Below are 26,311 nucleotides of genomic sequence, written 5' to 3'. Positions count from 1 at the left end.
GTATATTAGTCCACCTTCGTGGACTTTGTTTGTTAAGCCGCGACTAAAGTCGCCAGGCTCAAGGTTCTGAATCTTCAATTGATAAAGAAACAGGTACAGTAGTTGTTTCCAATTCTTCTGCCACCGCAGAAATTTTACCACCAATTCCCAAAACTTCGCGCTGGTTAATCAGGTAGATGCTAATTAAAGTTAAGCTGACACCTGTCCATTGTAAAGGGCTAAGAACTTCACCAAGTAAGAGATTGCCAAATAATAAAGCAAAAACAGGAGTCAGAAACGTTAATGAACTCAAGCTTGTGAGGTTTCCGCTAGAGGCGAAGTAAAAGAATAAACCGTACGCGATCGCACTTCCAAATATCGTCGAATACCCCAGTGCCATCCAGCCGGATAAATCGATATTGCCCCACTGCTGTGACTCTACAGCACTACTCAATGCAAATAACGGCAAGCCGCCTAAAATCATATGCCACCCTGTTGCCACGACTGGGTCAGCATAGCGACTGACATAACGAATAATTACGGTTCCCACCGCCATCGACAGCGCAGCGAGTAGCATTAACCATTCGCCACTTTCAAATAAGGAAGCGAAAGTAAGATTAACAGAACTTGCCGTACCTAAAAACCATTCATCTGGTAAACCAATCAAACCGATTCCCACAATACCAATAAACAGCCCTAGCCAGCCCCACAGCCCAATGCTTTCGCCAAATAACCAACACGATAGCAAAGCCACAGCAATCGGCTGCGAATCAATCATCACTGAACCCAACCCCGCACTCGTGCGCACTAACCCCTCAGCAAGGAAGCCTTGAAACAGCGCGCCATCGACAAGCGCAAAAATGCTAATCCACAACCATGCTTGCCAACTTTGAGGCTGCGGTTTACGCATAATCGCACCGGCTGCTAATACTAAAATTCCGGCAGGCACTAACCGCACTCCTGCCATAAACAGCGGTGTCGTATGCGGGATAACTCCTTTCATTGCTACCATTGCGGTTCCCCACAAAAAAAATGGCGCAATTAATAAAAGCGACGCGAAGGGAAGTCGAGATTCAGTTAGTTTGATTTGCATACAATTGCTAACCGCTGGAATAACACAATACTTCTGATTGTAATCAATTATGTATTTTCATGAAGACAACCCAGGCATGGGTAAAAAAAATTAAGATGAGTGTAGATTTCTAAGTACAGCATAGGTCAAGGATCGAAGGGGCAAGGCACTACCTTGCCTGTACAGCGGTTAGAAGTCCATTTCTATACGCAGTAGGTAATTGTTCGCAAATCAATGAGCAATAAGCTAATTGTTGTTGATTTACCTAGTACTATTTGATATGAATTGACTCAAATCGATTTAGCCCTCTGACCTCTGACCCCTCGATATTAATTTACTCAAATCAGTTTAGACTGCTCATGGTGTGGCCTTTTAAGCCGTCGTTTCGGAAACAAATTGCACGAATTGAAATTACAGGGGCGATCGCTAGTGCAACTCGCAAGCGAGTCCTCGACGCCCTCAAAACAGTAGAAGAGAAGCGTTTTCCTGCTTTACTTCTACGCATTGATAGCCCAGGGGGAACAGTTGGCGATTCCCAAGAAATTTACAGTGCCTTAAAGCGCCTGCGCGACAAGATTAAGATTGTTGCTAGCTTCGGCAATATTTCGGCTTCTGGTGGCGTTTACATTGGTATGGGCGCGCAACATATCATGGCAAACCCTGGCACCATTACCGGAAGTATTGGTGTAATTCTCCGAGGCAATAATCTCGAACGCCTCCTGCAAAAAGTTGGGGTGTCGTTTAAGGTCGTTAAGTCAGGTCCTTATAAAGATATTTTGGCATTCGACCGCGAATTAACTCAACCGGAAGAAAATATATTACAAGAATTAATCGATACAAGTTACATCCAATTCGTGCAAACTGTTGCCGAGGGGCGGAACTTGTCAGTAGAGACTGTAAAAAGTTTTGCTGATGGTCGGATCTTTACAGGACAGCAAGCATTAGAATTAGGCGTGGTAGACCGTCTCGGTACAGAAGAAGATGCCCGTCGTTGGGCAGCAGAACTTGTAGGGCTAGATCCAGAGAAAACTTTGTGTTACACGTTAGAAGAACGCAAGCCATTGCTGACACGGCTAATTTCAGGAGATAGTCAAATCTCGTCCTGCATATCGTCTGGAATCGATTGGGTAGAGTTTGATCTTTCTACTAATGGTCTACCGTTATGGTTGTATAGACCATAATATTGGCAATGACGATCGCGCGACAGCAGCGACAAGCAAGTGTAAAAGGAGATTCAGCGTGGAGTGGCAAGTTCGAGCAATTCGCGGTGCAACAACGGTTTCAGAAAATACCTACGAGGCAATCCGAGAAGCCGTGTTAGAACTACTAGCAGAAATTGAAGCACGAAACCAACTCGAACCCCATCAAATTATTAGTGCGACATTCTCAGTCACCCGCGATCTTGATGTTGTCTTTCCCGCAGCGATCGCCCGCGAACGTCCGTGTTGGGATAATGTCCCGATGCTCGATGTACAGCAAATGCACGTAGAGCGCAGTTTACAACGGTGTATCCGCTTACTGCTCCACGTTAATCTCCCCGTTTCCCACACCCAGATTTATCACACTTATTTGCGTGGTGCGAAATCCTTACGCCCCGACTGGAATTTATCCCCAAAGAGGGGTGAGGGGCGAGGAGTGAGGGGGAGCCACTCTCGTGCGGAGGTGTCCTCCGTTGAGAGAAGTGGCGTTGAGGGAATTTTGAATGTTTGATTTATCGTAGCGTGAGCATCATACCTGCGGAAAATAATCTTTAACGCACCCAAAAATAAACGATAGCGAGTGTCAACACAGTTAGCGGTAAGCCAAACCGCAAGTGTTCCCAAAACGTGAGTTTATAACCTAGTCTCGCGGCGGCTTCTGCTGTAATTAAATTAGCCACAGCACCAAATAACGATAAATTTCCGGCTAAAGTTGCTCCCGCTGCTAGCATCAACCACGATCGCGTATCTTCTCGCGAAATCAACGGTTCAATCAAAAGCACTGCGGGAACATTAGAGATGAGATTTGATAAAATTGCGGTGACTCCGAGTAGTCCGGCGGGATCATCTACCCAAGCGGTGAATGGGGCGAGCATATTCAGTTTTTGCGTACCCCGCGTCAAAATAAATAAACCGGAAAACATCACGAGTAAATTCCAGTCGATTTCGTTAAGAACGCGTTCGGGTTTCAACCGCCGTGTAATCAATAATAAAGCCGCAGCAACTAACGCCGCCTCAGCCAGTGGTACGCCTAAGACAAAACTTGTCAATAGCGCTAAGGTAATAACGACGCTTTTGATAAATAGCGGTCGATAGATGCGATAACTAACTTGCGTTGCTTCGCCAGGAACCGCTTGCAGTGAACGCACTTCAGGGTAGTACCACCACAATAAAGCGATTTGCAAACACAATCCTACCACCGCCACCGGCGCGAGAAGGCGAGCAAATTCGACATAACCGATCCCCGAAAACGAACCAATCAAGATATTTTGCGGATTCCCGCTAATTGTGGCAACCGAACCAATATTTGTAGCCGCAGCCAAAGCTAATAAGTAAGGAATCGGATTGAGTTTCAGCGTCTGTGTGAGCGAAAGAGTTAAGGGTGTAAAGACGAGTGCTAACGTGTCGTTAAGTAGAAATGCCGAAAGAAATCCGCTGCCAAACGTTAAAACAACTAATAAACCAAAGGGGCTGCGCGTCAGGTGTAAAAGAAACGCCAGCGCGACTTGAAAGAAACCTGCATAAGCAAGATTCGCGTTAACGATCATCATACTTAGCAGGAAAACAATCGTTTTCGGGTCAATCGCCTGCCATGCTTCAGCAAGACTTAGTACGCCCAAGGCAATGAGAACCGCAGAACCGACAAGCGCGATCGTCGCCCGATTCATGCGTAACCCTGGAAAGTAACCCAAACCCAAGCCTAAGTAGGTTAAGGCGATCGCACCAATGCTGGCGTATTGCAAAAAATTCACCACAGATTAAAAGCCGCCACGAAGCTAGCAGTGAGTGAAAATACACGTAAGTTCAAGCTTGGTCATGGGTAATTGATAATGGGTAAGAATATGTGTCTTCTACTTCAACTAACTTTTAACCCTGACCTCAGACCTCTGATCTCCGACCTCTGACCTCTGACCTCTATTGTTATGATGGTGTAAGCGAATACCGATAAACACGTCATAAACAAAATTCCAGAAATCTTTTCTTGCTTGTAAGATGCCTAAAGTTTGCGGAGAACCTTTCGCATCAAGCAGCGGCTTAGTTGCATAGTAAGCAGGTTGGTAATTATACCATGGAATTGAAGGCCATAGATGGTGAATTAAGTGATAGTTTTGCCCCATAATCAGGAGATTCAAGATGCGATTAGGGTAAACGCGGGCATTTTTCCAGCGATCGCGCGATTCATGGGGACGATGAGGGAAATAATCGAAGAATAATCCTAAAGCGAGTCCCACAATCGCAGAAGGAATAAACCAAAAATTCAGGATGTAACCCAAGAAATGGTACTGAATCGAAACCCAAAAGATCGCAACAACAATCAAACGACCGATAAACCATTCTAGTAACTCATAATTGCGCCACAGTTGCCGTTTGAAGAAAAATATCTCGTGATATAAAAATCGAGCATTAATCAACCATAGCGGACCTGCGGTAGAAACAAAATAATCAGGATCGTTTTCAGGGTCGTTGACATGGGCGTGATGCTGCAAATGTACTCGCGTAAAGACGGGAAAGGAAAACGCTAACATCAACGCACTACCATGCCCTAAAATCGCGTTAATTGTGCGGTTACGGTGGGCAGATTGATGACAAGCATCGTGAATGACTGTACCCGCAATGTGTAAAGCCAGCACATTCGTTGTAAAACAGCACCAGTGCGGCCATTCCCACAGCCAGTAGCCTAAGTTAGACAAGACTAGCATGATGACTGCGGCTAAAAACATTGTGACTGTAATATTTAGACCCCCTGGCGCAATTAAAAACTCCTTGGGGACTGTCATTGGCTTTTGTGCCTCTGACATGAGCATCTGTTAACTCCTTTTGCAGCAGGTATTGAGTAGTGTATGATACGGCTATCTCAATATTAAAGTTTTGTATAGCAGAAGTCATAGAATTTTGAATTTTAGAATGAAAAAAGCTCCTCGGCGCAGGTGCTAAGCATTCACGGGTAGCAATTATGAAGGCGATCGACGAGGTTGATTAAATGAAATATTGTCGGGTAAGCATTTTACTTGCCTGTAGTGCTACACAGTCGAATTATCACCCAGCAAAATTGCAGAAAAACTGACTGCTGCTTTTACAGCAGTAACAGAGGCAAGATAAGATTTGATTGTCGAAATGAACTATGTCATTCCAAAGTAACTCTTAAGGTTCAATTTATTATCTTTTAGTTAATAACAAAAAAAGCGCTCTTCTTCTTCATTAATCAGGAATAGCCTCAATGCAACTACCAGGTTCCTCCCCACGTCGGACGAAAATTGTCGCCACCATTGGTCCAGCCACTAGCCAGCCCGAAGTACTACGTGCGTTGATTGAAGCAGGCGCTACGACCCTACGACTTAATTTCTCGCATGGTACTCATGCCGATCATCAACGTAGCGTCCGTCTAATTCGCCAAATCGCCTTTGAACTCGATCAACCCGTAGCGATTCTGCAAGATTTACAAGGACCAAAAATTCGTTTAGGACGGTTTGAAACTGGTTCTGTCGTCGTGTGCAAAGGAGATGTATTTACTCTCACGAGCCAGCCAATTGTTGGTACACAGCATAAAAGTTGCGTGACTTACGATAACTTAGCACAAGAAGTTCCTGTTGGTGCGACAATTCTCCTCGATGATGGTCGAGTTGAAATGGTCGTTAAAGAAGTCGATCGCGTCGCCCAAGAGTTGCATTGTCGCGTTGTTGTAGGTGGGGTACTTTCTAACAACAAAGGAGTCAATTTCCCAGGCGTCTATTTATCAATCAAGGCACTGACAGAAAAAGACCGTGAAGATTTAATGTTCGGTCTCGATCAAGGCGTGGATTGGGTAGCACTGTCGTTTGTGCGTAACCCGCAAGACGTTTTAGAAGTGAAAGACCTGATTTCCAGTACAGGAAAGCAAGTACCAGTCGTTGCCAAAATTGAAAAGCATGAAGCGATCGAACAAATGGAAGCGATTTTGGCTTTATGCGATGGCGTTATGGTAGCCAGAGGCGATTTAGGCGTAGAACTTCCTGCTGAAGATGTTCCTATCTTACAAAAGCGCTTGATTGCGACGGCAAACCGCTTGGGTATTCCAATTATTACAGCGACACAGATGTTAGACAGCATGGTCCACAGTCCGCGACCCACTCGCGCGGAAGTTTCTGACGTTGCTAACGCGATCTTAGATGGTACCGATGCTGTAATGCTTTCTAACGAAACTGCTGTAGGTAAGTATCCGGTGGAAGCTGTGGCAACAATGGCACGAATTGCGGTCAGAATCGAGCAAGAACAAGGTTTAGCTGCAAATCCACATAAAATTAAAGATACCCGCCATTCGATTCCCAATGCGATTAGCCAAGCCGTAGGTCAAATTGCGGAACAGTTGGAAGCTTCAGCAATTATGACGCTGACAAAAACCGGTTCGACTGCGCGTAACGTTTCTAAGTTTCGTCCAGCAACACCGATACTCGCGATTACACCGCACGTCGATATTGCGCGACAATTGCAACTGGTATGGGGTGTGAAACCCTTGTTACTCCTAGATTTAGCTTCGACAAATCAGACGTTTCAAGCTGCGTTGAATGTTGCTCAGGAAAAGCAATTACTCAAACAAGGCGATTTAGTCGTGATGACTGCTGGAACTCTTCAAGGTGTTTCGGGTTCTACCGATCTCATCAAAGTTGAAGTCGTCAAAGCAATTCTCGGTCGCGGTCATGGCATTGGACAAGGTTCAGTGAGTGGACGCGCGCGCGTAGCATATGACCCGATGGATGTTGGTAAGTTTAATCCTGGAGAAATTCTCGTTGCATCGAGTACAAATGCTGATTATGTTGAAGCAATTCGTAAAGCTGCTGCGATTATTATCGAGGAAGAAAGCTCGACGTGTCATGCCGCAGTGATTGGGCAATGCTTGAATGTCCCAGTGATTGTTGGTGTTAAACAAGCTACAGAAGTCATTCGCGATGGAGCAATCTTAACGTTGGATGTTCATCGAGGGTTGATTTATTCTGGAGTTGTTTAACTCGATTGATACAAAGCAAAATAAAAATCCCACTTTCCGGCTGAAGAATGGCAAGATCAATAAGTACGGCGACTAACGTCACAGCTTAACAAACAAAATCCACTTGCATGGATTAACACAAAAATAAGCGTTGTAGAGACTTGTGAAGACAGGTTTTGCCTTTATCGCTGCGGTTGAAACCGCTAAGGTTTTTTTCTTCTATGCCGGAACATCACAAATCAATTGCTCAACATTACCACGATCGCACTAAATATCACCCTGAAACGATCGCCGCTAAAAGTCAAGGGCTGGATTGGAGTAAGCAACCAGTCCCGTTTAAAGATTACAAAATTGGCACAAGTTATGACTTAAAGCCTTACATCCAAGAAGAAAATCTTGCCTTTTCCGATGAACCTGTCGCTTTGTGGTGGCGACGATTATCGCGACTCTTATTTTGCAGCTATGGGCTAACGGCGAAATTGCCCAGCATGATGAACCCGATTTATTTACGGGCTGCACCTTCGGCGGGTGGTTTGTATCCGGCTGAAGTTTATCTGATTTCGCGCGGAACACCGTTACTTCCAGCAGGATTGTATAGTTACCAACCACAAACACATTCCTTGATTCACTTTTGGGAAAATGATGTTTGGCAATCGTTGCAAACCGCTTGTTTTGGACACTCTGCATTAGAGAAAACCGATTTAGCGATTGTCACCACAGCTGTTTTTTATCGCTCAGCATGGCGCTATCAAGACCGCGCGTATCGGCGTATATTTCTGGATACAGGTCACTTGTTGGGAAATATTGAGTTAGCCTGTGCGTTGAATGATTATCGGGCGCATTTGATCGGTGGTTTTGCCGATGAAATTGTTAATCAATTACTTTACCTCGATGCACAACAAGAAGGCGCGATCGCTGTTGTCGGTTTAGCCGACTTACTTGATGTCCAACAAAATTTTCCTGTAGGAATCACCGCTTTACCTTCTACCACGCAAACGAATTATCCTCATATACCTGATGGCGAACTTTTAGGTTACTGTCACCGTGCAACGCAAATTGAACCAGACGCGGAGGCGGATAATTCTGAAGTTACGCCCACTACCTCGCTAGAAGATAAGTACAACTTTCCCTTCTGTCTCAAAGTTCCTACTGCAACTGCGTCCATCGACTGGGGTTTAAATCTTGAAGGATTAGAACGCACAATTCTTCGGCGACGTTCAACACGGGCTTACAGTGGTGCGGATTTAACTTTAGATGAACTTAAGGCGTTACTTGATTTTACGTATCAACCGCAAAACTACATCGAACAAGGTTTAGAGGAGTCTCCTGATTACTTCGACTTAAATTTAATTGAAACTTTTATTGCTGTATCAGGAGTGAGTGGATTAGAAGAAGGCTGCTATTACTACGCACCAAAAGCACAAGAATTGCGACAAATTCGCTTTAAAAACTTCCGCCGCGAGTTGCACTATCTCTGTTTGGGGCAAGAACTCGGTCGCGATGCTGCTGCTGTATTATTTCACACCGCAGACTTAAAAACCGCAGTTACTCAGTACGGCGATCGCGTTTATCGCTATTTGCATATGGATGCTGGACATCTAGGACAAAGATTAAATTTAGCAGCAATTTATCTCAACCTAGGTGTGAGTGGCATTGGTGGTTTTTTTGACGATCTCGTTAATGAAGTCTTAGGAATTCCTGCTGAAGAAGCCGTTATTTATATTACAACAATTGGACGACAACGATAACAAATTAGCTTAGACGTATAGAGATTACTAAACTAAAGCGATCGCATAAATTAAATTAACAGCTTAGAGCATTGGAGCAAAAATACAATGACACAAGCACTTGAACAACGCACCTACACCGACGAAGAATACCTAAACATTGAAGTTACCTCAGAAGAACGTCACGAATATGTGAATGGAGAAATTAGGCTTATGACTGGAGGAACGCCTAACCATAATGATATTGCAGGTAACCTCTATGTTCTTCTGAAACTCGCGCTCAAAGGAAAACCATATCGAACATTTTATGCCGATCAGCGACTGTGGATTCCTGAGCGCAATCTCTACACTTATCCTGATGTTATGGTTGTACCCCGTCCATTACAACTACAAACAGGACGCAACGATACTATTACCAATCCCGTAATGATTGCTGAAGTTTTATCTAAATCAACGCAAGATTACGATCGCGGCGAAAAGTTTGTTGCCTACCGCACTATTGATAATTTCTGCGAATATTTACTAATCGATCAATACAGCATTCATGTTGAACACTATATCAAGACTGCGGCGCATCAATGGCTACTTTCAGAATACGAAGATCCCACAGTAACGCTGTCTTTTAATGCTTTTGATTTTCAAATTCAAATTGCTGAAATTTATGAAAGCATCGATTTTAATGCTTGAGATATGATGTTTACTGGAATTATACCAGGGAGAGGTCAGAATTAAAAGCTAGTTGAAGCAGCGGTTTGCGTTGCGTGCGGAGGTTTCCTCTGTTGAGCAAACTTTACAAGACAATGTTCTGAGCTTCCATCATATCCTAATCCTATTGACCATTGCTATAAATCAAGAACTAGAGCGATTTGAGTTACTTATTAAAAATATTCCTATTGCCAATTACCTATCACCAAGCCACACAAACAATCCAAATATTTAGACAAATTAAATAAACTACTTTCCAATACAAAACCGACTAAAAATCCGATCGAGAACGGATTCGGTAACTTCTTCTCCGGTAATTTCTCCTAAAGCTTGAATCGCCCCTCGCAAATCAATCGTCCAAAAATCTAAAGGTAATTGCTGTTTGATTGTGGTTTGTACTTGTTCTAAAGAAGCTTTGGCACGGGTAAGTGCAGCGGCTTGACGCTGATTAATTGCTAAGTCGGTATCGGCTGAGTGAACTTTTCCGGTTTGGACTGTCGTTAAAATAACTTGTTCCAAATTTTCAATACCTTGATTTTTAGCAGCCGCAGTTGTCACGACATAACTGATATCGTCTGGATAGTTTACGGCTTCTGCTGAAGCTAAGTCAGTTTTATTAATGACTAAGATCAACGGACGATGTTGCACTTTTTGATAAATTTCTGCATCCGCCGCAGTCCAACCCGCAGCCGCATCGATAGTCAGCAATACCAAATCAGCCGCAGCAGCGCTAGTAAGCGATCGCTCAACGCCAATTTTCTCTACTTGATCTTCCGTAGCGCGAATGCCAGCAGTGTCTAACACTTGTATTGGAATACCACCAACGACTAACTGCGACTCGACAACATCGCGCGTTGTCCCTGGTAAATCGGTCACGATCGCGCGATCGCTGCGACTCCACGCATTGAGTAAACTTGATTTTCCCACATTCGGACGCCCGACAATCGCAACTTTTAAGCCACTCCGCAACAATTCACCGCGATCTGCTGTTGCTAATATTTTTGTCACTTGTGCTAAAACTTCTGCAAGTTGTGATACTATTTCATTACAATCCAACGGCGGTAAATCTTCCTCAAAATCAATACGGGCTTCAATTTCTGCGAGAATATCTAAACATCTCGCGCGCAAATCGCGAATCGGATGCGCTAGTTTGCCTTGCAACCCAGCTAACGCAGTTTGAGCAGCTTGTGGCGATCGCGCTCCGACTAAATCAGCAATGCTTTCGGCTTGAGTTAGGTCGAGTCTGCCATTGAGAAAGGCGCGTAAGGTAAATTCTCCAGGTTGCGCGAGTTTTGCTCCTTGTACTAAACACAACTGTAATACCTGCTGCACTGCCATTATGCCACCATGACAATGAAACTCTACAACGTCTTCACGTGTATAAGATCGCGGTGCTTGCATAATCAGTAGAAGTGCTTCATCGACAACTTGTTTTGTTTGGGGATCGCGGATATAACCATAGAGAATACGGTGTGATTCCCAAACTTGTCGCCCAGGGGCTTGAAATAAAGCTTGGGCAATCGCCAGGCTTTCCGTACCAGATACCCGCACAATTCCCACACTGCCTTGTTGTGGCACAATAGCAGTTGCGATCGCCGCGATCGTTGTTCCTAATCCCTCGTATGTCACGCTGTTGTTGAACCTAAGTTCTTTGAACTATTTTAGGAGAGGTCGGAGGTCAGAGATCGGAGATTAGGGAATTTGTCTTGATAGTTTGTAATCTGCTGTTGCAATGACACGCCTAATGTTGAATATTCCGCAAGTTTTAGCACAAGAGTTATCATTAAAGCCTTTCCAAGTCGAAAACGCACTTGAATTATTTGCCGAAGGTGCGACAATTCCTTTTATTGCGCGTTACCGCAAAGAACGCACTGGCGAGATGAATGAAGTCCAACTGCGCGACTTAGCGGAAAGGTACACATATTTAACAGAATTAGAAGCAAGAAAGACAACAATTTTAGATGCGATCGCTTCCGCTGGCAAACTCACAGATGAACTAAAACACAAAATCGAAACCTGTCTGCAAAAAACCGAATTAGAAGACTTATATCTTCCGTATCGACCAAAACGCCGGACAAAAGCAACGATCGCGCGAGAAAAGGGGTTAGAACCACTAGCACAACATATTAAATCTTTAAATTCACGAAATGCAGCGATCGCTTCGCTAGAAAAAGTCGCAGTAGATTATATTTCTGAGGAAAAAGACGTTAAAACGGTTGCAGAAGCGTTAAGCGGTGCAGGAGATATTCTAGCTGAAGAAGTTTCCGAGAAAGCCGATTTACGCGCATATATTAGAGATTATCTCCTTCAAAACGGCGTATTTAAATCTCAAATCAAAAAGGAGTATCCTGAAGGAACCACTAAGTTTGAAACTTACCGAGATTTTACTGTTAGTGTAAAAGCGATCGCCCCGCATAGTCTCCTAGCACTCCTACGGGGTGAAAATGAAAAAGTACTAGATTTGGAACTTGCTTTCGATGACTCCGAGGTTCTCGCGACTTTAGCCGCACAAGAAATCAAAACTAAAGTTCCCGAAATTCGCGAATTTTATCGCGCAATGCTCAAAGATGCATTTAACCGCTTGATGAAAGCTTCCTTAATCGGTGAAGTTATTGCCCAAAAGAAAGCCGAAGCTGATATCGAATCGATTAAAACGTTTGAAACAAATTTAAGAGAATTACTCCTATCGCCACCAGCAGGAATGAAACCCACACTCGCAATCGATCCTGGATTTCGTACTGGGTGTAAAGTTGCTGTGTTAGACGAGACAGGAAAGTTTTTAGAATATCAAGCGATTTTTCCTCATGCTTCAGCAAACGAGCGATCGCAAGCCGCAAATACACTAAAAAAGTTAATCGAAAAATATAAAATTGAACTCATTGCAATTGGTAATGGTACAGCTAGCCGCGAAACCGATGAATTTGTGTCAGAAGTGTTAGCAACAATCGAACGCAAGCCAATTAAAGTTATCGTCAATGAGTCGGGCGCATCGATTTACTCAGCAAGTCAAGTTGCGCTTGCAGAATTTCCCGATCTTGATGTTACTGTACGCGGTGCAATTAGTATTGGTCGCCGCTTACAAGACCCTTTAGCCGAATTAGTAAAAATTGATCCCAAGTCAATCGGTGTTGGACAATATCAACACGATGTCGATCAAAAATTACTTAAAAAGAAGCTTGATGAAACCGTAGAAAGCTGTGTTAACTACGTTGGTGTAGATTTGAATACTGCTTCTAAAGAGTTATTAACTTTTGTCGCGGGAATTAGTGCGACAGTTGCTAATAATATTGTTGCCTATCGCAATCAAAACGGTGCTTTTAAACAGCGCCGCGAGTTATTGAAAGTTCCTAAATTAGGACCAAAAGCTTTTGAGCAAGCTGCGGGTTTTTTGCGAATTCGTGGCGGGAAAAATCCTTTAGATAATACCGCTGTTCATCCTGAAAGTTACGGTGTTGTCGAAGCGATCGCCGCAGATTTAAATATATCTCCTGTCAATATTACTCAAAGCGCTCAAAAGCTCAAATCAATTTCATTGAAAAAATATGTAACCGCGACCATTGGCGAACCTACACTACGCGATATCATTAACGAATTAGAAAAACCAGGAAGAGATCCGCGCGCCGAATTTAAGTACGCTACTTTCAAGCAAGGAATTAAAGAAATTACCGATCTCAAGGTTGGTATGGAACTAGAAGGTATCGTGACAAACGTTGCTAACTTTGGTGCTTTCGTAGATATTGGTGTTCACGAAAATGGTTTAGTTCATATTTCTCAACTATCCGAGCGTTTTGTCAGCGATCCTAAACAAATTGTGAAAGTCGGGCAAATTGTGCGCGTGAAAGTTTTAGACGTTAACGAAAAACAAAAACGGATTAGTTTATCAATGAAAGCAATCAAAAGTAATACTCATATCAAATCCGGTTGATTAGTTGTATAGCAGTCGAAGGTATAGTTAGGACATCGAACACGCTAAGTTGACAGTTGACAGTTGACAAAGTCTTCCCACACTTTCTTCAATGTCAACTGATCTCTGACCTCTGCTATACCAAAAATGGTTAGTAAAGGTGAAGGGTGACTAGTAACTATTCACTAACCACTAATACCAGCGTAACAATACCAATTTATTTTATACGCAGACACTGCTTTGAATTAAGGCAGTTGCTGCTTCTTGTTGTAAGGGTTGAGAAAACAAAAAACCTTGACCGTACTCACATCTCATATCTTGAAGCTGCCTAAGTTGCTCAGAAGTTTCAATTCCTTCGGCAACAACATTCATATTTAAGTTGTGAGCCATTTGTGTAATAGTATAGACTAATTCATGCTTTTCATTAGTACTTCCCATTCGTTTAATAAAAGAACGGTCAATTTTCAAGGCATTAATGGGAAAGTTATGGAGATAACTGAGCGAAGAATAGCCTGTACCAAAGTCATCAATGTATAATTGAATTCCTAGATTTTTTAATTGCAGCAACATCTTCGCTGCTAAGTCTGCATTTTCGATTAAGATACTTTCTGTAATTTCGATATTTAAACTTACCCCATTTAAGCCAGTCTCGTGTAAAATGCGGTCAATTTGTTTAGTTAAGTCGGGTTGGGCGAACTGTTTACCCGAACAATTAACATTAATTGTTAAAGGTGGGATAGCTGTAAATTGTTCTTGCCAAATACGTGTCTGGTGACAAGCTTGATGCAGTACCCAGTAGCCGATAGGAATAATCAAGCCTGTTTCTTCAGCAACAGGGATAAATTCTGCGGGTGAGATCATACCGCGCGTTGGATGGTTCCACCGCAGCAATGCTTCAAAACCTCTAATTCTATTGTTATGTAGCGAGACGATTGGTTGATAGTAAATAAGTAATTCTTGACGTTCTACAGCGCGTCGTAGGTCATTTTCTAATTGCAATAATGATACTGCGCGCGTATGCATATCTTTGTCAAATACAGCATGACGCGCCTTACCAAGCGATTTAGCACGATACATAACAGTATCAGCATCACGCAGGATATCTTCTGCTTGGTCGTAGCCAGTTGTACTCAGGGCAATTCCAATACTTGTGGTGATGAAAACTTCGTGTCCGTCCAGGTTAAATGGTAGTATGAGTTCTCTTTGAATTCGCTCGGCTACTAGAGTTGCGTCTTTAATATCTTTCATATCATCAAGCAAGATGACGAACTCATCACCACCTAAGCGAGCAACGGTATCTGTGGAGCGCAAACAAACTTCCAATCTACGGACGAAAGCAATCAATAGTTGATCGCCAACTAAGTGACCAAGACTGTCATTAACCAATTTGAAGCGATCTAAGTCTAAAAATAAGACAGCAAATAAATAATTACTACGTCTTTTGGCACGAACTAAAGCGTGTCCTAATCGCTGCATGAATAATGTTCGGTTAGGTAAACCTGTGAGCGAATCATGAAAAGCTTCGTAGAGTAATTTTTCTTCTGCTAGCGTCCGTTCCGTAATTTCTGCTTGTAATTCTTGGTTAATTTGTGCTAGTTCCGCAGTTCTTTCGCGTACTCGAATTTCTAAGTCATCGTGCGCTTTGCGTAATGCTTCTTGCGATCGCTTCCGTTCGCACGCTTCTAAAGTCACTGAGACTAAATCAGCGATGGAAGCTGCAAAATTTTTTTCCTCAATACTCCAGTGACGCATAGAATCTACGTGTTCGTGACACACGACTCCCACCATCTGTCCGCCCAGCCAAATGGGTGCATCCAACATTGAGACAATACTATTGGTATAGAGATACAATCTTGCGAGTTCTTTTGTGCGGGGATCGGAGTGTGCATCACAAGCTGCGATCGTTCGTTCTTCTTGCAACGCTTCAAAGTAAGTAGGATAATGGGCTGCGGCTAATTCTGCACCTTGAGAATGCTCGTCAATACTTTTGCGATATAGGTCAATGCAAAGCAGTTTTTTGTAAAGTTCGTCATCGTATAACCACACTCCAACGCGTTCTACTGCTAATGTGTGTGCAGCAGCTTCAGTAATTTCTTGTAAATTAACGTGTAAATCGCTGCAATCGAGCATTTTGTGCTTTGCTAGCTCAGCAAGAACTTTATCGTATCTGTGATAGCGTTCTTCGCTTTGGCGTTGCTCTTCAATCGAGTGTTCCAACGCTTCTAACATTTCATTGATTGTACCTGCTAAGCCGGATAGTTCGTCTCGCCCACTAATCGGAAATACGCGGGCGGCGAGATCGCCACTTCTGCCAATACTATGAACATCCGCACTTAACCGCGATAGCCGTGACAAGATCAGCTTTTCTATTAACAACAGTGTGGCAACGGCAAACATTAACCCGACGATCGCCAAAGATAATAGAAGATGACGAATACTCGCTTTACCTTGTTGATAAATTAATCTTGGCGCATCCACACAGAGTAGTAGTGCTGGATTGCCATAGATATCTTGAATAATCGTGTAGCCAGCGATCGTTTGTTCATCGAGTGGTAGTACTAAAATAGACTCTTTGGGTAAGTCTCTAAAAGCAGAACGCACGCGTTGAATATCCGGCGGTACTTGTATATCGTCAAAGCGATACATCCTCAACGATAAATGAGTTTTTTCAGCTAGTTTTGCGATCGCCAAATTATTCAAGTAACGACCCATGATTAGTGTTCCTCGAATCGGACCACGACTCTCACTATTAAGAATCGGTCTTGAGGCAATCATCATCGCACCTTCAGGTAGCATTACTAGCCCTGATATCGAACTTTTGATACTTGAGTGTTCTAGAACGGTTTTTGCTGCAAGATGTTTTTGAAAGTTGGGTAAAAGATATATCGCTTCTTTACGTTCTAAGTCGTATCCTTTATCAAAAATAATTCTCCTAGAAGCATCAACGTAAAGCATCAAATTTAGCTTCAACCGATTGATGCTGACATTACTAAGATAAGTCGCAATGTATTGCCGATTTGCATCTTCTACAAACGCGTATGTTTCGTCCCATTCTGCCCAGTCGCGTGTTGTTAAACTTAGTTTGGCAATTTCATCAGATAAAGCTTCCTGCACTCTTCTAACGTTGTAGCGAGTATCTTCCGCTTCTAATCTCGAAAAACCACGTAATAAAATAGTTGATGATGTAGCATAGATAACCCCAATTAGACTAATGAGCGTGACAGCGATTAGTAATAGTGTTTTTTTCCGAAGTGTCATGTGTGCAATCTAAGGGGTTATATCAAAAGCTTGCAGAACACATCCCCACTTTCAAATATAATTCTGAAACTTCTAATACTCAAAGAACCATCAAACCTTGCGTTTCACTACCGTACATTTACGGTAATTTCATACAATGCGTAATTGATACTATTATGATATCCGTAGAATTACGATTGTTTTTACGTGGGGCATATTTGTTAAAATCTGAAACTTACTAATTTTAATTTATATAATATTTTTTTGATATCTAATCTATAGTAATAGTTTATTTTGGCTTATAAGCTCTCGATTAAGTAGACAAAACACTTATTTAGCCGATTGTTTTCTTAAGTATTTTGTATAAATATTTATTAATGACAGTAAATACACTGAACGAAGCTTTTACTTAGTTCAATCCCTATCAGTGAATTCACGATTGTATCTCAATAAAGATAGCGTTAAATTGACCTTGTTCAGCGAAAAATACTTTGTCAAGCACATTGTTAAAGCTGAAACACGAGCCTGCTAATTTTTTATTAGCATGAAATAATTTGTTTAATCTTCAAGATTCTTAGATGTTATTAATTCTTAAAAAATAGTATGTTTTGATATTTAAAACCGTATATGCAAACGAAAAGCATACTTATTAGCTGTAATAGATTCATCAATAAGGCATTTCCGAGATAAGACAGAAAAGTAGGTTTTCATTGCTGACTGAAAAACAATTTGCACACTAACTAGCATAGTTTTTGGATAAAAAATGGTAGTATTATCTGAAATTTTCCGCTTGGCAAAAAATGAAAAGTTCTACATAGCTAAAAGTAGATTTGGTCAAGGACTTTTCGCCAGAAAAAATATTGCTTTAGGAGAAAAAATCTTAGAATTTACTGGGGATATTATCGATTTCGATAAAGCGGTTTTAAAAGCTCCGAAATATGAAGGCGATCCACTACAAATAGGCAAAAATCTGTATGTCAATTTAGAACCTCCAGGTCGTTTTGTCAATCATTCTTGCGATCCTAATGCTGGTATTAAAAATGATGTAGAACTAGTAGCGTTGAAACAGATCCGCGCAGGCGAAGAGATATACTTCGACTATTCTACAACTATGGATGAAGATTATTGGGTTATGCAATGTGGTTGTGGAAGTACACATTGTAGAAGAGTTATTAAAGATTTTAAACATTTACCATCTCATGTAAAACGTAAGTACTTAGAGTTAAATGTGGTGCAAAACTTTATTGCAACCCAATACGAATCAACAGCTACAGCAAAATATTGAAAGTCAATCAGTTGAACGCTGATAGTTAATACAAGATAGAGAATTTACTTTTAAAGACGTAGTCTTTGTCTTTGGATAGTAAATTTGACTGCGATCAACTGCTTATCTGAGTGCGAATCGCAAGCGTATTGGTTGCTAAATTAACCTTATTTACCTCAGTGGACTACTTCGACGGAGGTTATCTGAAATTTCTGCTTGAATTGCGTGAACGTTAGAAGCGTTACAAATTGGTAGCCAGTTAGTCAACTTGCAACTTTCAGTACAATGTAGAAGGTGCTACTACTGTATCAGGTATACTTAGCACCAGTAGTGAGTAGTTGCTAAGTCAAAAAACAAATGCTGCCAGTTAAGCAGACGATTTTAGTTACTGGAGGAGCAGGCTACATCGGCTCCCACGCAGTAATGGCACTGCAACGTGCTGGATATGAAGTAGTAGTGCTTGATAACTTGGTGTATGGGCATCAAGATTTGGTAGAAAAATTGCAGGTAGAGCTAATCGTTGGAGATACGAACGATCGCGCGCTACTCGATGAACTCTTTGCCACAAAAAAAATCGCAGCAGTGATGCATTTTTCTGCTTACGCTTATGTAGGAGAGTCAGTAACCGAACCGGCGAAATACTATCGCAACAATGTCATCGGTACTTTAACTCTACTAGAAGCCATGCTGGCAGCCTCTGTAGATAAGTTCGTTTTTTCCTCTACTTGTGCTACCTATGGTGTACCACACCAAATTCCGATTACCGAGGATCATCCGCAAAATCCCATAAATCCTTATGGCGCTACTAAATTAATGGTAGAAAGAATTCTCAGTGACTTTAGTCATGCTTACAGTTTAAAGTCGGTGTGTTTTCGCTACTTCAATGCTGCTGGTGCCGATCCGGATGGTTTGCTAGGAGAAGACCATAACCCAGAGACGCACTTGATTCCACTTGTATTACAAACTGCTCTGGGTCAACGCCAATTTGTGTCAATTTATGGCACAGATTATCCTACTAGTGATGGAACTTGTATTAGAGACTATATTCATGTCATGGACCTTGCCGATGCGCATATCCTAGGTTTGGAATATTTACTGCAAGGAGGGGAGACGACAGTCTTTAATTTAGGAAACGGTAGTGGTTTTTCCGTGAAAGAGGTTATTGATACGGCTAAAACTGTTACTGGTAAAGATATTAAAGTTGAAAGTAGCGATCGCCGCCCTGGAGATCCTCCAATTCTCGTTGGTAGTAGCGAGAAAGCGAGGAAAATTTTAGGTTGGAAACCGCAATATTCTGACTTAAAAGATATCATTAGCCATGCTTGGCGTTGGCATCAGCAGCGACACGGATAGAAGTGTTGTCTTTCTAACAAGCTCCTACCTTGGCAAAGATCACGTATATCGTTTTAGCAATGATCGCTAGATCGTACAAAGGATGCCATTGCTTTTGGTAGCGCAGATCGAGATCGACGACTTGTTCAAAATCCTTGATACTCGAACGACCGCTGACTTGCCATTCACCGGTTAAACCAGGTCTGACATTTAATCGTTGCCAGTGACGTTCGTTGTATTGCGCTACTTCATCACCTGTCGGTGGTCGAGTTCCTACTAAGCTCATTTCACCGACTAAGACATTCCAAAATTGTGGTAGTTCATCCAAGCTGGAACTTCTTAAGAAACGTCCTACACGCGTTATTCTGGGGTCGCGTTCGTTTTTAAATATCAGTCCTGAAGCTTCGTTACTCACTAGCGATTTTAGCTGTTCAGCATTGACCACCATTGAACGAAACTTACGAATGTAGAACTTGCGTCCGTGGAGTCCGTAGCGTTCTTGGCGAAAGAAAATAGGTCCTGGACTATCTAACTTAATTGCGATCGCCACGGGTATAAATATAAGTGTTAAAATAAGCAGCCCTACTAAGCTGCCAGTAATATCTAATAAACGTTTAAATACTGAGTTAACGGAAGGGTGGATTTCTGATGTTAACAGATTAGTTGTTGGAGACTGGGCTTGAAACATCGTCACAATTACTTTGCACTCTATTTCAGTAGAATTACGGAAGCTACTTTTCAATATAGTTGCTCAAAGCTTGTGTAGCCTCATTTTTAGCGATGTTTCAGTGAATCTTCATCAAGGACTCAAGTAAATTCACTAGGTATAAACTTTATATAAAGTTGTGCTTCTGGAATTTAGCTTAAGTTTCCATCTGGCGAGAAAACAACCAACGACCTTAATCTGTGATGTGCGATCGCGTTCTTTATGGTAACAATACGCGCTAGTTGACTAGCGATCGTCAAGGATTTTATATTACCCTAACTCCTGACCGTTAATTCCTTACCCCGCTCATGACCTTGCCCAATTGGGTGACACTGTCGCGCCTACTAGCACTGCCAATATTACTTTATTACTTAGAAAATCCTACACCCCAAACGCGTTGGTTGAGTGTCGGCATTTTTTTAATCGCAGCAATGACCGATTGGGTTGATGGGTACCTTGCCCGCCGACTCAATCAAATTACTGAATTAGGTAAATTTCTCGATCCTTTAGTCGATAAACTACTCATTCTTGCGCCATTACTACCTTTGATTAAACTAGAACAAGTGCCCGCATGGGGCGTCTTTCTGATTTTGGCGCGGGAGTTAACTGTAGCAGGCTGGCGCGTGACTCCTAGTTTAACGGGGACTACCGCAATTACTGGCGCTAACTTTTGGGGCAAACTCAAAACGGTGAGTCAGATAGCTGCGATCGCACTTTTGATTGCTCCCTTACCCGTTACTTGGCAATTTCTTTCGCTGATTGCGTTTTGGCTTGCTGTCGCCCTCACGCTGATTTCTGGTGCGGTTTATTTATTGCCTGCAACCGATAAAATTTCGTCATCCGTTGAAAAGTCAACATCGGCGGCGTCGCGACCTGATGCGAGATAATCGTTGTGGAACGAGTCTTTTAAGCCCGAAATGAGATCGTATCTTGGTTGCCAGTTGAGTTGAGTTTTTGCTTTATCTACTGCTGCAAAGAAGTGCTGTACGCGCATGGGGAAAGCTTTACGCTTGCCAAAATCAAACTTTTTGGGGTCGTAATGTACAATTTCTAATGCTTCTGGTGATTTGCCAGCCGCCACAGCACACGCACGGGCTAATCCATCAAATGTGACATAGCGATCGCCCGACACGTTATAAATTTCGCCGACGGCTTGCGCAGAACCTAAAACTTGACACATCGCTTGCGCCAGATCGTCTACGTGACCAAATTGTGTGATATGTAATCCATTACCAGGAATTGGCATCGGGCGATCGCGAACGATGCGATCAAAAAACCAGCTTTCTAGCTCATTGTAATTTTGCGGACCATAAATATAAGTCGGACGAATCGCCGTAAAAGGGATACCGAGTTGAGCAAGAAAAGCTTCCGTTTCGTGCTTACCACGATGGCGGCTTTTGGGGTCTACAGCATCGCCTTCTTGATGTGGCATTTGGTCAGAAGGTAAATACACTCCCGCCGAACTCATATAAACAAAATGTTGAACGCGATCTTTAAAGATTTCCGCCAAGGGTTGGGTATCGCTGAGTTCCCGCCCGTTATTATCAAAAATAACGTCAAAGTTTTGTGAAGATAGTTTTTCTTTGAGATCGTCAGCGTGGGTGCGATCGCCTGTAATTTGCGCGACGCCTGCGACGGGAAGCGGTCGATTACCCCGATTAAACAATACAACTTCATGCCCTTGGGCAACAAGTTTTCGTGTCAGGTACACGCCAATAAATCGCGTACCACCCATAACCAAAATTCGCATTGTTTTCGCTTCCTTGTGCTGCAAAAGTCATTTTCTATGAGATTATCAGGTTGCGCTATCAGCATGGAACTTATTTTTCAGCAATGGCGTCATGCCTTCGATTGCTAAGCAAAAATATGTAAAAGCTTGACTCAACGACAAAACGCCTATCCAAATCTCAAACTTTTAGTTATATAGCTGTGGCTTTAAAATATGCACTTGTCCATGAGTGGCTAACGCCTAAAGCTACTGGTGGGTCAGAACTCGTAGTCCAAGAAATCCTCAAGCATATTGATGCTGATTTGTATGCATTGATCGACTTTGAATCAACTAATCCCGACAGCTATCTGTTTCAACGCGCAATTGGAACAACATTCTTGCAGCATTTGCCCTTTGCCCGCAATGGCGTACAGAAGTATTTACCACTGTTACCACTGGCAATTGAACAGTTAGATCTACGTGCCTACGATGTCATTGTTTCATCTTCGCATACGGTTGCTAAAGGAGTTTTGACAAGTCCAGATCAAATGCACGTGTGCTATTGTCATACTCCCATGCGCTTTGCTTGGGAACTGACTTTCGATTACCTTCGCAATAGCCGTAGTGGTCGCGGATTACCTGGAATTTTGACGCGATACCTCCTCCACCGAATGCGCCAGTGGGATACACTAAGCGCAAATCGCGTCGATTACTTCGTTGCTAATTCACAAAACACCGCACGCCGCATTTGGCGCTGCTACCGCCGCCCAGCAACCGTAATTTACCCACCAGTAAACATCGAACGGTTTCCGTTAATAACGACAAAGCAAGACTTTTATTTAACCGTTTCCCGTTTGGTGAGTTACAAGCAAGTATCGTTAATTGTGCGTGCTTTTAACCAACTCAAAAAACCTTTAGTCGTGATTGGTACAGGACCCGAACTCAAACAAATTCGCACATTAGCACAATCGAACGTTCAAGTTCTAGGAGAACAGCCGAATGAAGTTGTGGAAAAGTACATGGCTGCGGCAAAAGCATTCGTTTATGCAGCTTGCGAGGATTTTGGCATTGCACCTGTAGAAGCCCAAGCTTGCGGTACTCCAGTTATTGCTTATGGTGCAGGAGGCGCGTTAGAAACAGTGCGTTCAATTGGGCAATATTCTGATACAGGAACTGGTATATTTTTTGCAACCCAAACCGAAGCAGCGTTAATGGAAGCAATAGAAAAATTTGAAGCTTATCAAAGAGTGTTTCAGCCAGAGTGGATTCGCACTCACGCGACTCAGTTCGCTGCGCCTGTCTTTCGCGAGAAGTTTCTCGCATTTCTACAAAACTCATGGCAAGATTACAGTACAAAAAATCAGCACGTTTCGGGTTGACGCAGTGTCTTAGCTATGCGTATGCTCCATTCAGTTTAACTTTTTTTGGATTTTTGCTTTTTTCCGATCCCCGATCTTTAAACCCTATTTAAGATTCTGGGATCAAATTCACGATATCTGGCGTCGTCAGGCTTTAAAATCGGGACTAAGTGTGGTGTGGATTGTTAAGGAGTAAAATGACTGCCCATTCGCTCCTCTCAGGCAAAAAAATACGGGCTTTTGTGCAATCTGGTCTTCAGAAGCGATCGCCCAGTGATAAAAACAAGTTATTGCGATCGCTGTTAGCTTTGACGTTTGCCAAGCAATTGTTGATCAAAATACCGCTTGATTTTGTCAGTCGAGAGTTTATTAAAAGGCTATTTGACATTGTCTTCTCGCTATCAGTTCTAATTTTGTTTTCTCCGGTTTACCTCTTATTAGCATTACTCATTGCTTACAGTTCCGAAGGACCAATTTTTTACGTCCAGGAACGAGTCGGAAAAAACTACAAGCCATTTGGATGCATCAAATTCCGTACAATGGTAACGAACGCCGACGAGATGTTAGTAGAGTTGATGGAAACATCACCTCATCTTCGGCAAGAATTTGCCGATAATTTCAAGCTAAAGCAAGACCCAAGAATTACAAAAATAGGTCGCTTCTTACGATTAACGAGTCTCGATGAGTTTCCCCAATTTTGGAATGTTCTCAAAGGAGACATGAGTGTTGTTGGTCCTCGCCCTCTCGTAGCCCAAGAACTGTATATGTATGGCTCCCATATCGACAAAGTTTTGACGATTAAGCCAGGAATTACAGGGCTGTGGCAAGTTTCAGGACGCAATGACATTCCGTACAGTCGCAGAATTCAAATAGACCTTTACTACGTCAAATTCCACAACTTTTGGCTTGATTTGTGGGTCATCATGAAAACAATCGGAGTCGTCATCATGCCAAAAAACAATGGTGCTTACTAAAACAAGTTAAGGCGTAGCACAGCGGTTGTACATTCTTCGCGCATACCCTCATGCTCAAGTAGTCCAGCATGATTTTGGTAAACATCCTAGAGGAACGTGGAAACCACCTCCAGACTCACGGTAGTGAGAAACGCCGTGAGTTCAACGTCCTACGGGCGATTAGCTATTCAGCTTCACAACTCGGCTATGATGAAGAAAATTATGCACTTAATAATAGGGCAAATACTTATGTATTCGCAAATATTTTAAACACATATTTTAAAAAAGTAAGGTTCGCTTAGATTAAATGACTTATTTTTATAAATTTAATCAAAACAATAATTGATTTTGCCTAATATTTTACTAATGCTTTATTTAAGAGATGCAAGCGAAATTAATGCTTTGATTGCGCAATATACTCATAAAAAAACTCTATGGGTTGATACAGAAATAGCCGATTTTAATACTCATAATCCCCGCCTATCTTTGATTCAAGTTTTAGGCGATCCTAGTGACACAATAGGAAAAACAGTCGTTATTTTAGATGTAATTGATCAGCCTGAAATTGTTGAAAATTTTATCGATAGTATCATGTGTAGTCCTACAATTGAAAAGGTGTTTCATCAAGCTAGTTACGACTTAAAGTTTCTTGGTAAAAATAAGGCAAAAAATGTAACTTGCACTTTAGAAATGGCAAAAAATATTCCATATTACCTTTTGCCATTACCCAATTTTTCCTTAAAAACTTTAGTAGAAGCTTTGTACCATATAAACGTTGATAAAACTGAGCAAACAAGCGATTGGGGACAGCGACCTTTAAGCGATATACAACTTAATTACGCTAAAATGGACCCTGTTTATCTAGCAATGGTGCATCAAAAACTCTTGCAATTGCAAGCAGTGGTGTATCCGAATCCTGAGACAGAAGATTTAACCTCTTTAGCTGCACGATATTTGCAACTTAAGCAACAGCTACAGCTACTAAGTTCAGAAGTTGAGCATATTGAAACACGATTAAAAGCAGCAATGCAAACTCAGAGAATTTCTGAAACTGATTATTTAAAATTGTCGCGATCGCAGCGCCAAACAACAAAAGTCGAATTCTCGCAATTAGCCACAGTAGCTCAACAACATGGATTATCCTTGAATTTTCCGGTAACTTTAACCCAAAAGCTGCAAAAGGAACTGAAAGAACTTATGACTGAACTTTCACTCCAGGTAGAAACAACAACTAGCTGGCGATTGTCTACAAAGCAGGTTGAAAATATAGACAATCAAGATGAGTTAGATTTTTGATAGATAAGCAATTAGCTTTGACACTTTTGAAATTTGAAAGCAGCAAGCTCATAAAGATTGTAATCCTTGCACTAATCCTAGACAAACACCTGCAAGAAAATCTAAGTTAAGAGTTTCAATCGTATCACTTGCTTTATGATAGTGTGGATTGCGTAACATAGCAGTATCTGTAATCATCATTGCTGGATAGCCTTGATCCCAAAAATGAGCGTGATCGCTAAGTCGAGTTTGTGGAACAATTAAACCTTTATTGAATACCGGTAGCCATTCGCTTGATACTCCCGCTTGACGAATGCTACGGCTAAGGTAAACCAAGTCTAAAATTGTCGGTAGATTACCAATTAGACCGATAAAATTACCACAATTCGGATATAACCGTTCTAGTAAGCGAATTGGATATTGTTGTGACCCTGGAGTAGAATCGCAATAACCTAACATTTCCAGGGAAATCATTAAACGCAGTGGTTGATTTTGTTGGCGTAAGTGAACTGCGTACTCAGAAGCACCAGATCCACCGAGTAAGCCATACTCTTCAAGATCGAAAGCAACTAAGCGTAAAGGATGTTTTGCAGGATTGCTTGCAAAAATTCGCGCTAATTCTAATAAAACAGCAACACCTGTTGCATTGTCGTCTGCGCCTGGCGTTCCTGGTACAGCATCATAATGTGCGCCGACTAAAATCGGAAAGCCCTGCTGTTTACCTGGTAGATTGAGAATTAAATTTTGATGCGTTTTACCTCTAACAGTAAATTCAAAACTTTCTACACTTCCATATTTTTCTAGCTCTTGATAGATGTAGTGTTGAACAAAAAAATGCCCTGCTGTCGCTAAATAAGGGTCGCGATCGCAGGCAATTTGTTGCAGATGAGCAAATAAGCGTTCTTTTAACTCAAGTGACATTGACTTCTAGT

At 42.1% G+C, this 26,311-nt stretch carries 19 protein-coding genes and 1 pseudogene; 12 read left to right on the top strand and 8 right to left on the bottom strand.

Translation table 11 applies throughout. The features are described from left to right. Positions 1–58: 58 nt before the first annotated feature. Positions 59–1,072, bottom strand: coding sequence for a DMT family transporter (locus tag GLO7428_RS02790; RefSeq protein WP_015187038.1), 1,014 nt, complete (start codon positions 1,070–1,072; stop codon positions 59–61). 338 nt (positions 1,073–1,410) lie between these two features. Between GLO7428_RS02790 and sppA the strand changes: the two genes are divergently transcribed. Continuing rightward, positions 1,411–2,232 carry a signal peptide peptidase SppA gene (sppA, locus tag GLO7428_RS02785; protein ID WP_015187037.1) on the top strand — a complete coding sequence of 274 codons (822 nt, stop codon included), beginning with the start codon at positions 1,411–1,413 and terminating at the stop codon, positions 2,230–2,232. 58 nt (positions 2,233–2,290) lie between these two features. Then, positions 2,291–2,761, top strand: a complete 471-nt coding sequence (gene aroH / locus GLO7428_RS02780; RefSeq protein WP_015187036.1) for a chorismate mutase — start codon at positions 2,291–2,293, stop codon at positions 2,759–2,761. A gap of 40 nt (positions 2,762–2,801) precedes the next feature. On the opposite strand, the gene GLO7428_RS02775 is transcribed toward aroH, so the two are convergent. Both GLO7428_RS02775 and crtR read right to left on the bottom strand, forming a co-directional pair. Beyond that, on the bottom strand, positions 2,802–4,004 hold the full coding sequence (locus tag GLO7428_RS02775; protein ID WP_015187035.1) for an anion transporter: 1,203 nt from the start codon (positions 4,002–4,004) through the stop codon (positions 2,802–2,804). Positions 4,005–4,109: 105 nt separating this feature from the next. Beyond that, positions 4,110–5,048, bottom strand: a complete 939-nt coding sequence (crtR, locus tag GLO7428_RS02770; protein ID WP_196797525.1) for a beta-carotene hydroxylase — start codon at positions 5,046–5,048, stop codon at positions 4,110–4,112. A 419-nt stretch (positions 5,049–5,467) separates the two neighbouring features. On the opposite strand from crtR, the gene pyk reads away from it, so the two are divergent. The 3 genes from pyk (at position 5,468) to GLO7428_RS02755 (ending at position 9,624) form a co-directional block, all read left to right on the top strand. Then, positions 5,468–7,231: a pyruvate kinase gene (pyk, locus tag GLO7428_RS02765; protein WP_015187033.1), complete on the top strand. Its 1,764-nt coding sequence runs from the start codon at positions 5,468–5,470 to the stop codon at positions 7,229–7,231. A gap of 200 nt (positions 7,232–7,431) precedes the next feature. After that, the gene (locus GLO7428_RS02760) at positions 7,432–8,958 is read left to right on the top strand and encodes a SagB/ThcOx family dehydrogenase (RefSeq protein WP_015187032.1); all 1,527 of its coding nucleotides are present in this window, start codon (positions 7,432–7,434) and stop codon (positions 8,956–8,958) included. Positions 8,959–9,045: 87 nt separating this feature from the next. Beyond that, a complete protein-coding gene (locus GLO7428_RS02755) occupies positions 9,046–9,624 on the top strand; it encodes a Uma2 family endonuclease (RefSeq protein WP_015187031.1) in 579 nt (192 codons plus the stop codon). A 267-nt stretch (positions 9,625–9,891) separates the two neighbouring features. Here the strand turns inward: GLO7428_RS02755 and mnmE are convergent, their stop codons facing one another. Beyond that, entirely contained in the window at positions 9,892–11,271 is a 1,380-nt protein-coding gene (mnmE, locus tag GLO7428_RS02750; protein WP_015187030.1) for a tRNA uridine-5-carboxymethylaminomethyl(34) synthesis GTPase MnmE, read from the bottom strand. Between the two features lie 115 nt (positions 11,272–11,386). Between mnmE and GLO7428_RS02745 the strand changes: the two genes are divergently transcribed. Beyond that, entirely contained in the window at positions 11,387–13,567 is a 2,181-nt protein-coding gene (locus GLO7428_RS02745) for a Tex family protein (protein WP_041918490.1), read from the top strand. Between the two features lie 201 nt (positions 13,568–13,768). On the opposite strand, the gene GLO7428_RS25820 is transcribed toward GLO7428_RS02745, so the two are convergent. Then, positions 13,769–16,804 (bottom strand): EAL domain-containing protein, encoded by a 3,036-nt coding sequence (locus tag GLO7428_RS25820; RefSeq protein ID WP_015187028.1) that lies wholly within the window; start codon positions 16,802–16,804, stop codon positions 13,769–13,771. A gap of 742 nt (positions 16,805–17,546) precedes the next feature. Here GLO7428_RS25820 and GLO7428_RS02735 point away from each other — a divergent pair. Both GLO7428_RS02735 and galE read left to right on the top strand, forming a co-directional pair. Continuing rightward, on the top strand, positions 17,547–18,068 hold the full coding sequence (locus GLO7428_RS02735; protein ID WP_015187027.1) for an SET domain-containing protein: 522 nt from the start codon (positions 17,547–17,549) through the stop codon (positions 18,066–18,068). A gap of 336 nt (positions 18,069–18,404) precedes the next feature. Next, the gene (gene galE, locus GLO7428_RS02730; RefSeq protein ID WP_015187026.1) at positions 18,405–19,400 is read left to right on the top strand and encodes a UDP-glucose 4-epimerase GalE; all 996 of its coding nucleotides are present in this window, start codon (positions 18,405–18,407) and stop codon (positions 19,398–19,400) included. A gap of 13 nt (positions 19,401–19,413) precedes the next feature. Here the strand turns inward: galE and GLO7428_RS02725 are convergent. Continuing rightward, a pseudogene (locus tag GLO7428_RS02725) lies at positions 19,414–20,025 on the bottom strand (sugar transferase); the annotation flags it as partial. A 368-nt stretch (positions 20,026–20,393) separates the two neighbouring features. Here GLO7428_RS02725 and pgsA point away from each other — a divergent pair. After that, positions 20,394–20,972, top strand: coding sequence for a CDP-diacylglycerol--glycerol-3-phosphate 3-phosphatidyltransferase (gene pgsA / locus GLO7428_RS02720; protein ID WP_015187024.1), 579 nt, complete (start codon positions 20,394–20,396; stop codon positions 20,970–20,972). On the opposite strand, the gene GLO7428_RS02715 is transcribed toward pgsA, so the two are convergent. After that, positions 20,891–21,835, bottom strand: coding sequence for an NAD-dependent epimerase/dehydratase family protein (locus tag GLO7428_RS02715; protein WP_015187023.1), 945 nt, complete (start codon positions 21,833–21,835; stop codon positions 20,891–20,893). The genes pgsA and GLO7428_RS02715 overlap by 82 nt on opposite strands. A 179-nt stretch (positions 21,836–22,014) precedes the next feature. Between GLO7428_RS02715 and GLO7428_RS02710 the strand changes: the two genes are divergently transcribed. The 3 genes from GLO7428_RS02710 to GLO7428_RS02695 all read left to right on the top strand — a co-directional run bounded on the left by GLO7428_RS02710 (position 22,015) and on the right by GLO7428_RS02695 (position 25,400). Further along, a complete protein-coding gene (locus tag GLO7428_RS02710; protein ID WP_015187022.1) occupies positions 22,015–23,172 on the top strand; it encodes a glycosyltransferase in 1,158 nt (385 codons plus the stop codon). 176 nt (positions 23,173–23,348) lie between these two features. Further along, positions 23,349–24,125 carry a sugar transferase gene (locus tag GLO7428_RS02705; RefSeq protein ID WP_015187021.1) on the top strand — a complete coding sequence of 259 codons (777 nt, stop codon included), beginning with the start codon at positions 23,349–23,351 and terminating at the stop codon, positions 24,123–24,125. A 345-nt stretch (positions 24,126–24,470) separates the two neighbouring features. Further along, on the top strand, positions 24,471–25,400 hold the full coding sequence (locus tag GLO7428_RS02695) for a 3'-5' exonuclease (RefSeq protein WP_015187019.1): 930 nt from the start codon (positions 24,471–24,473) through the stop codon (positions 25,398–25,400). A gap of 48 nt (positions 25,401–25,448) precedes the next feature. On the opposite strand, the gene GLO7428_RS02690 is transcribed toward GLO7428_RS02695, so the two are convergent. Then, a complete protein-coding gene (locus GLO7428_RS02690) occupies positions 25,449–26,300 on the bottom strand; it encodes a M28 family peptidase (RefSeq protein ID WP_015187018.1) in 852 nt (283 codons plus the stop codon). Positions 26,301–26,311: the final 11 nt, after the last annotated feature.

This window comes from Gloeocapsa sp. PCC 7428, from assembly GCF_000317555.1.
Taxonomy (GTDB): Bacteria; Cyanobacteriota; Cyanobacteriia; order Cyanobacteriales; family Chroococcidiopsidaceae; genus Chroogloeocystis.
The sequence above is the reverse complement of the archived record's forward strand: the minus strand, read 5'-3'. Positions and strand labels throughout refer to the sequence as shown.

Bases quoted from the DNA above. Each gene is read 5' to 3' on its own strand.
- GLO7428_RS02690 (WP_015187018.1), bottom strand. From the start codon at position 26,300: ATGTCACTTGAGTTAAAAGAACGCTTATTTGCTCATCTGCAACAAATT.
- GLO7428_RS02695 (WP_015187019.1), top strand. From the start codon at position 24,471: ATGCTTTATTTAAGAGATGCAAGCGAAATTAATGCTTTGATTGCGCAA.
- GLO7428_RS02745 (WP_041918490.1), top strand. From the start codon at position 11,387: ATGTTGAATATTCCGCAAGTTTTAGCACAAGAGTTATCATTAAAGCCT.
- GLO7428_RS02760 (WP_015187032.1), top strand. From the start codon at position 7,432: ATGCCGGAACATCACAAATCAATTGCTCAACATTACCACGATCGCACT.
- crtR (WP_196797525.1), bottom strand. From the start codon at position 5,048: ATGTCAGAGGCACAAAAGCCAATGACAGTCCCCAAGGAGTTTTTAATT.
- GLO7428_RS02705 (WP_015187021.1), top strand. From the start codon at position 23,349: ATGACTGCCCATTCGCTCCTCTCAGGCAAAAAAATACGGGCTTTTGTG.
- GLO7428_RS02735 (WP_015187027.1), top strand. From the start codon at position 17,547: ATGGTAGTATTATCTGAAATTTTCCGCTTGGCAAAAAATGAAAAGTTC.
- sppA (WP_015187037.1), top strand. From the start codon at position 1,411: ATGGTGTGGCCTTTTAAGCCGTCGTTTCGGAAACAAATTGCACGAATT.
- GLO7428_RS02715 (WP_015187023.1), bottom strand. From the start codon at position 21,835: ATGCGAATTTTGGTTATGGGTGGTACGCGATTTATTGGCGTGTACCTG.
- galE (WP_015187026.1), top strand. From the start codon at position 18,405: ATGCTGCCAGTTAAGCAGACGATTTTAGTTACTGGAGGAGCAGGCTAC.
- GLO7428_RS02755 (WP_015187031.1), top strand. From the start codon at position 9,046: ATGACACAAGCACTTGAACAACGCACCTACACCGACGAAGAATACCTA.
- pgsA (WP_015187024.1), top strand. From the start codon at position 20,394: ATGACCTTGCCCAATTGGGTGACACTGTCGCGCCTACTAGCACTGCCA.
- GLO7428_RS25820 (WP_015187028.1), bottom strand. From the start codon at position 16,804: ATGACACTTCGGAAAAAAACACTATTACTAATCGCTGTCACGCTCATT.
- pyk (WP_015187033.1), top strand. From the start codon at position 5,468: ATGCAACTACCAGGTTCCTCCCCACGTCGGACGAAAATTGTCGCCACC.
- GLO7428_RS02790 (WP_015187038.1), bottom strand. From the start codon at position 1,072: ATGCAAATCAAACTAACTGAATCTCGACTTCCCTTCGCGTCGCTTTTA.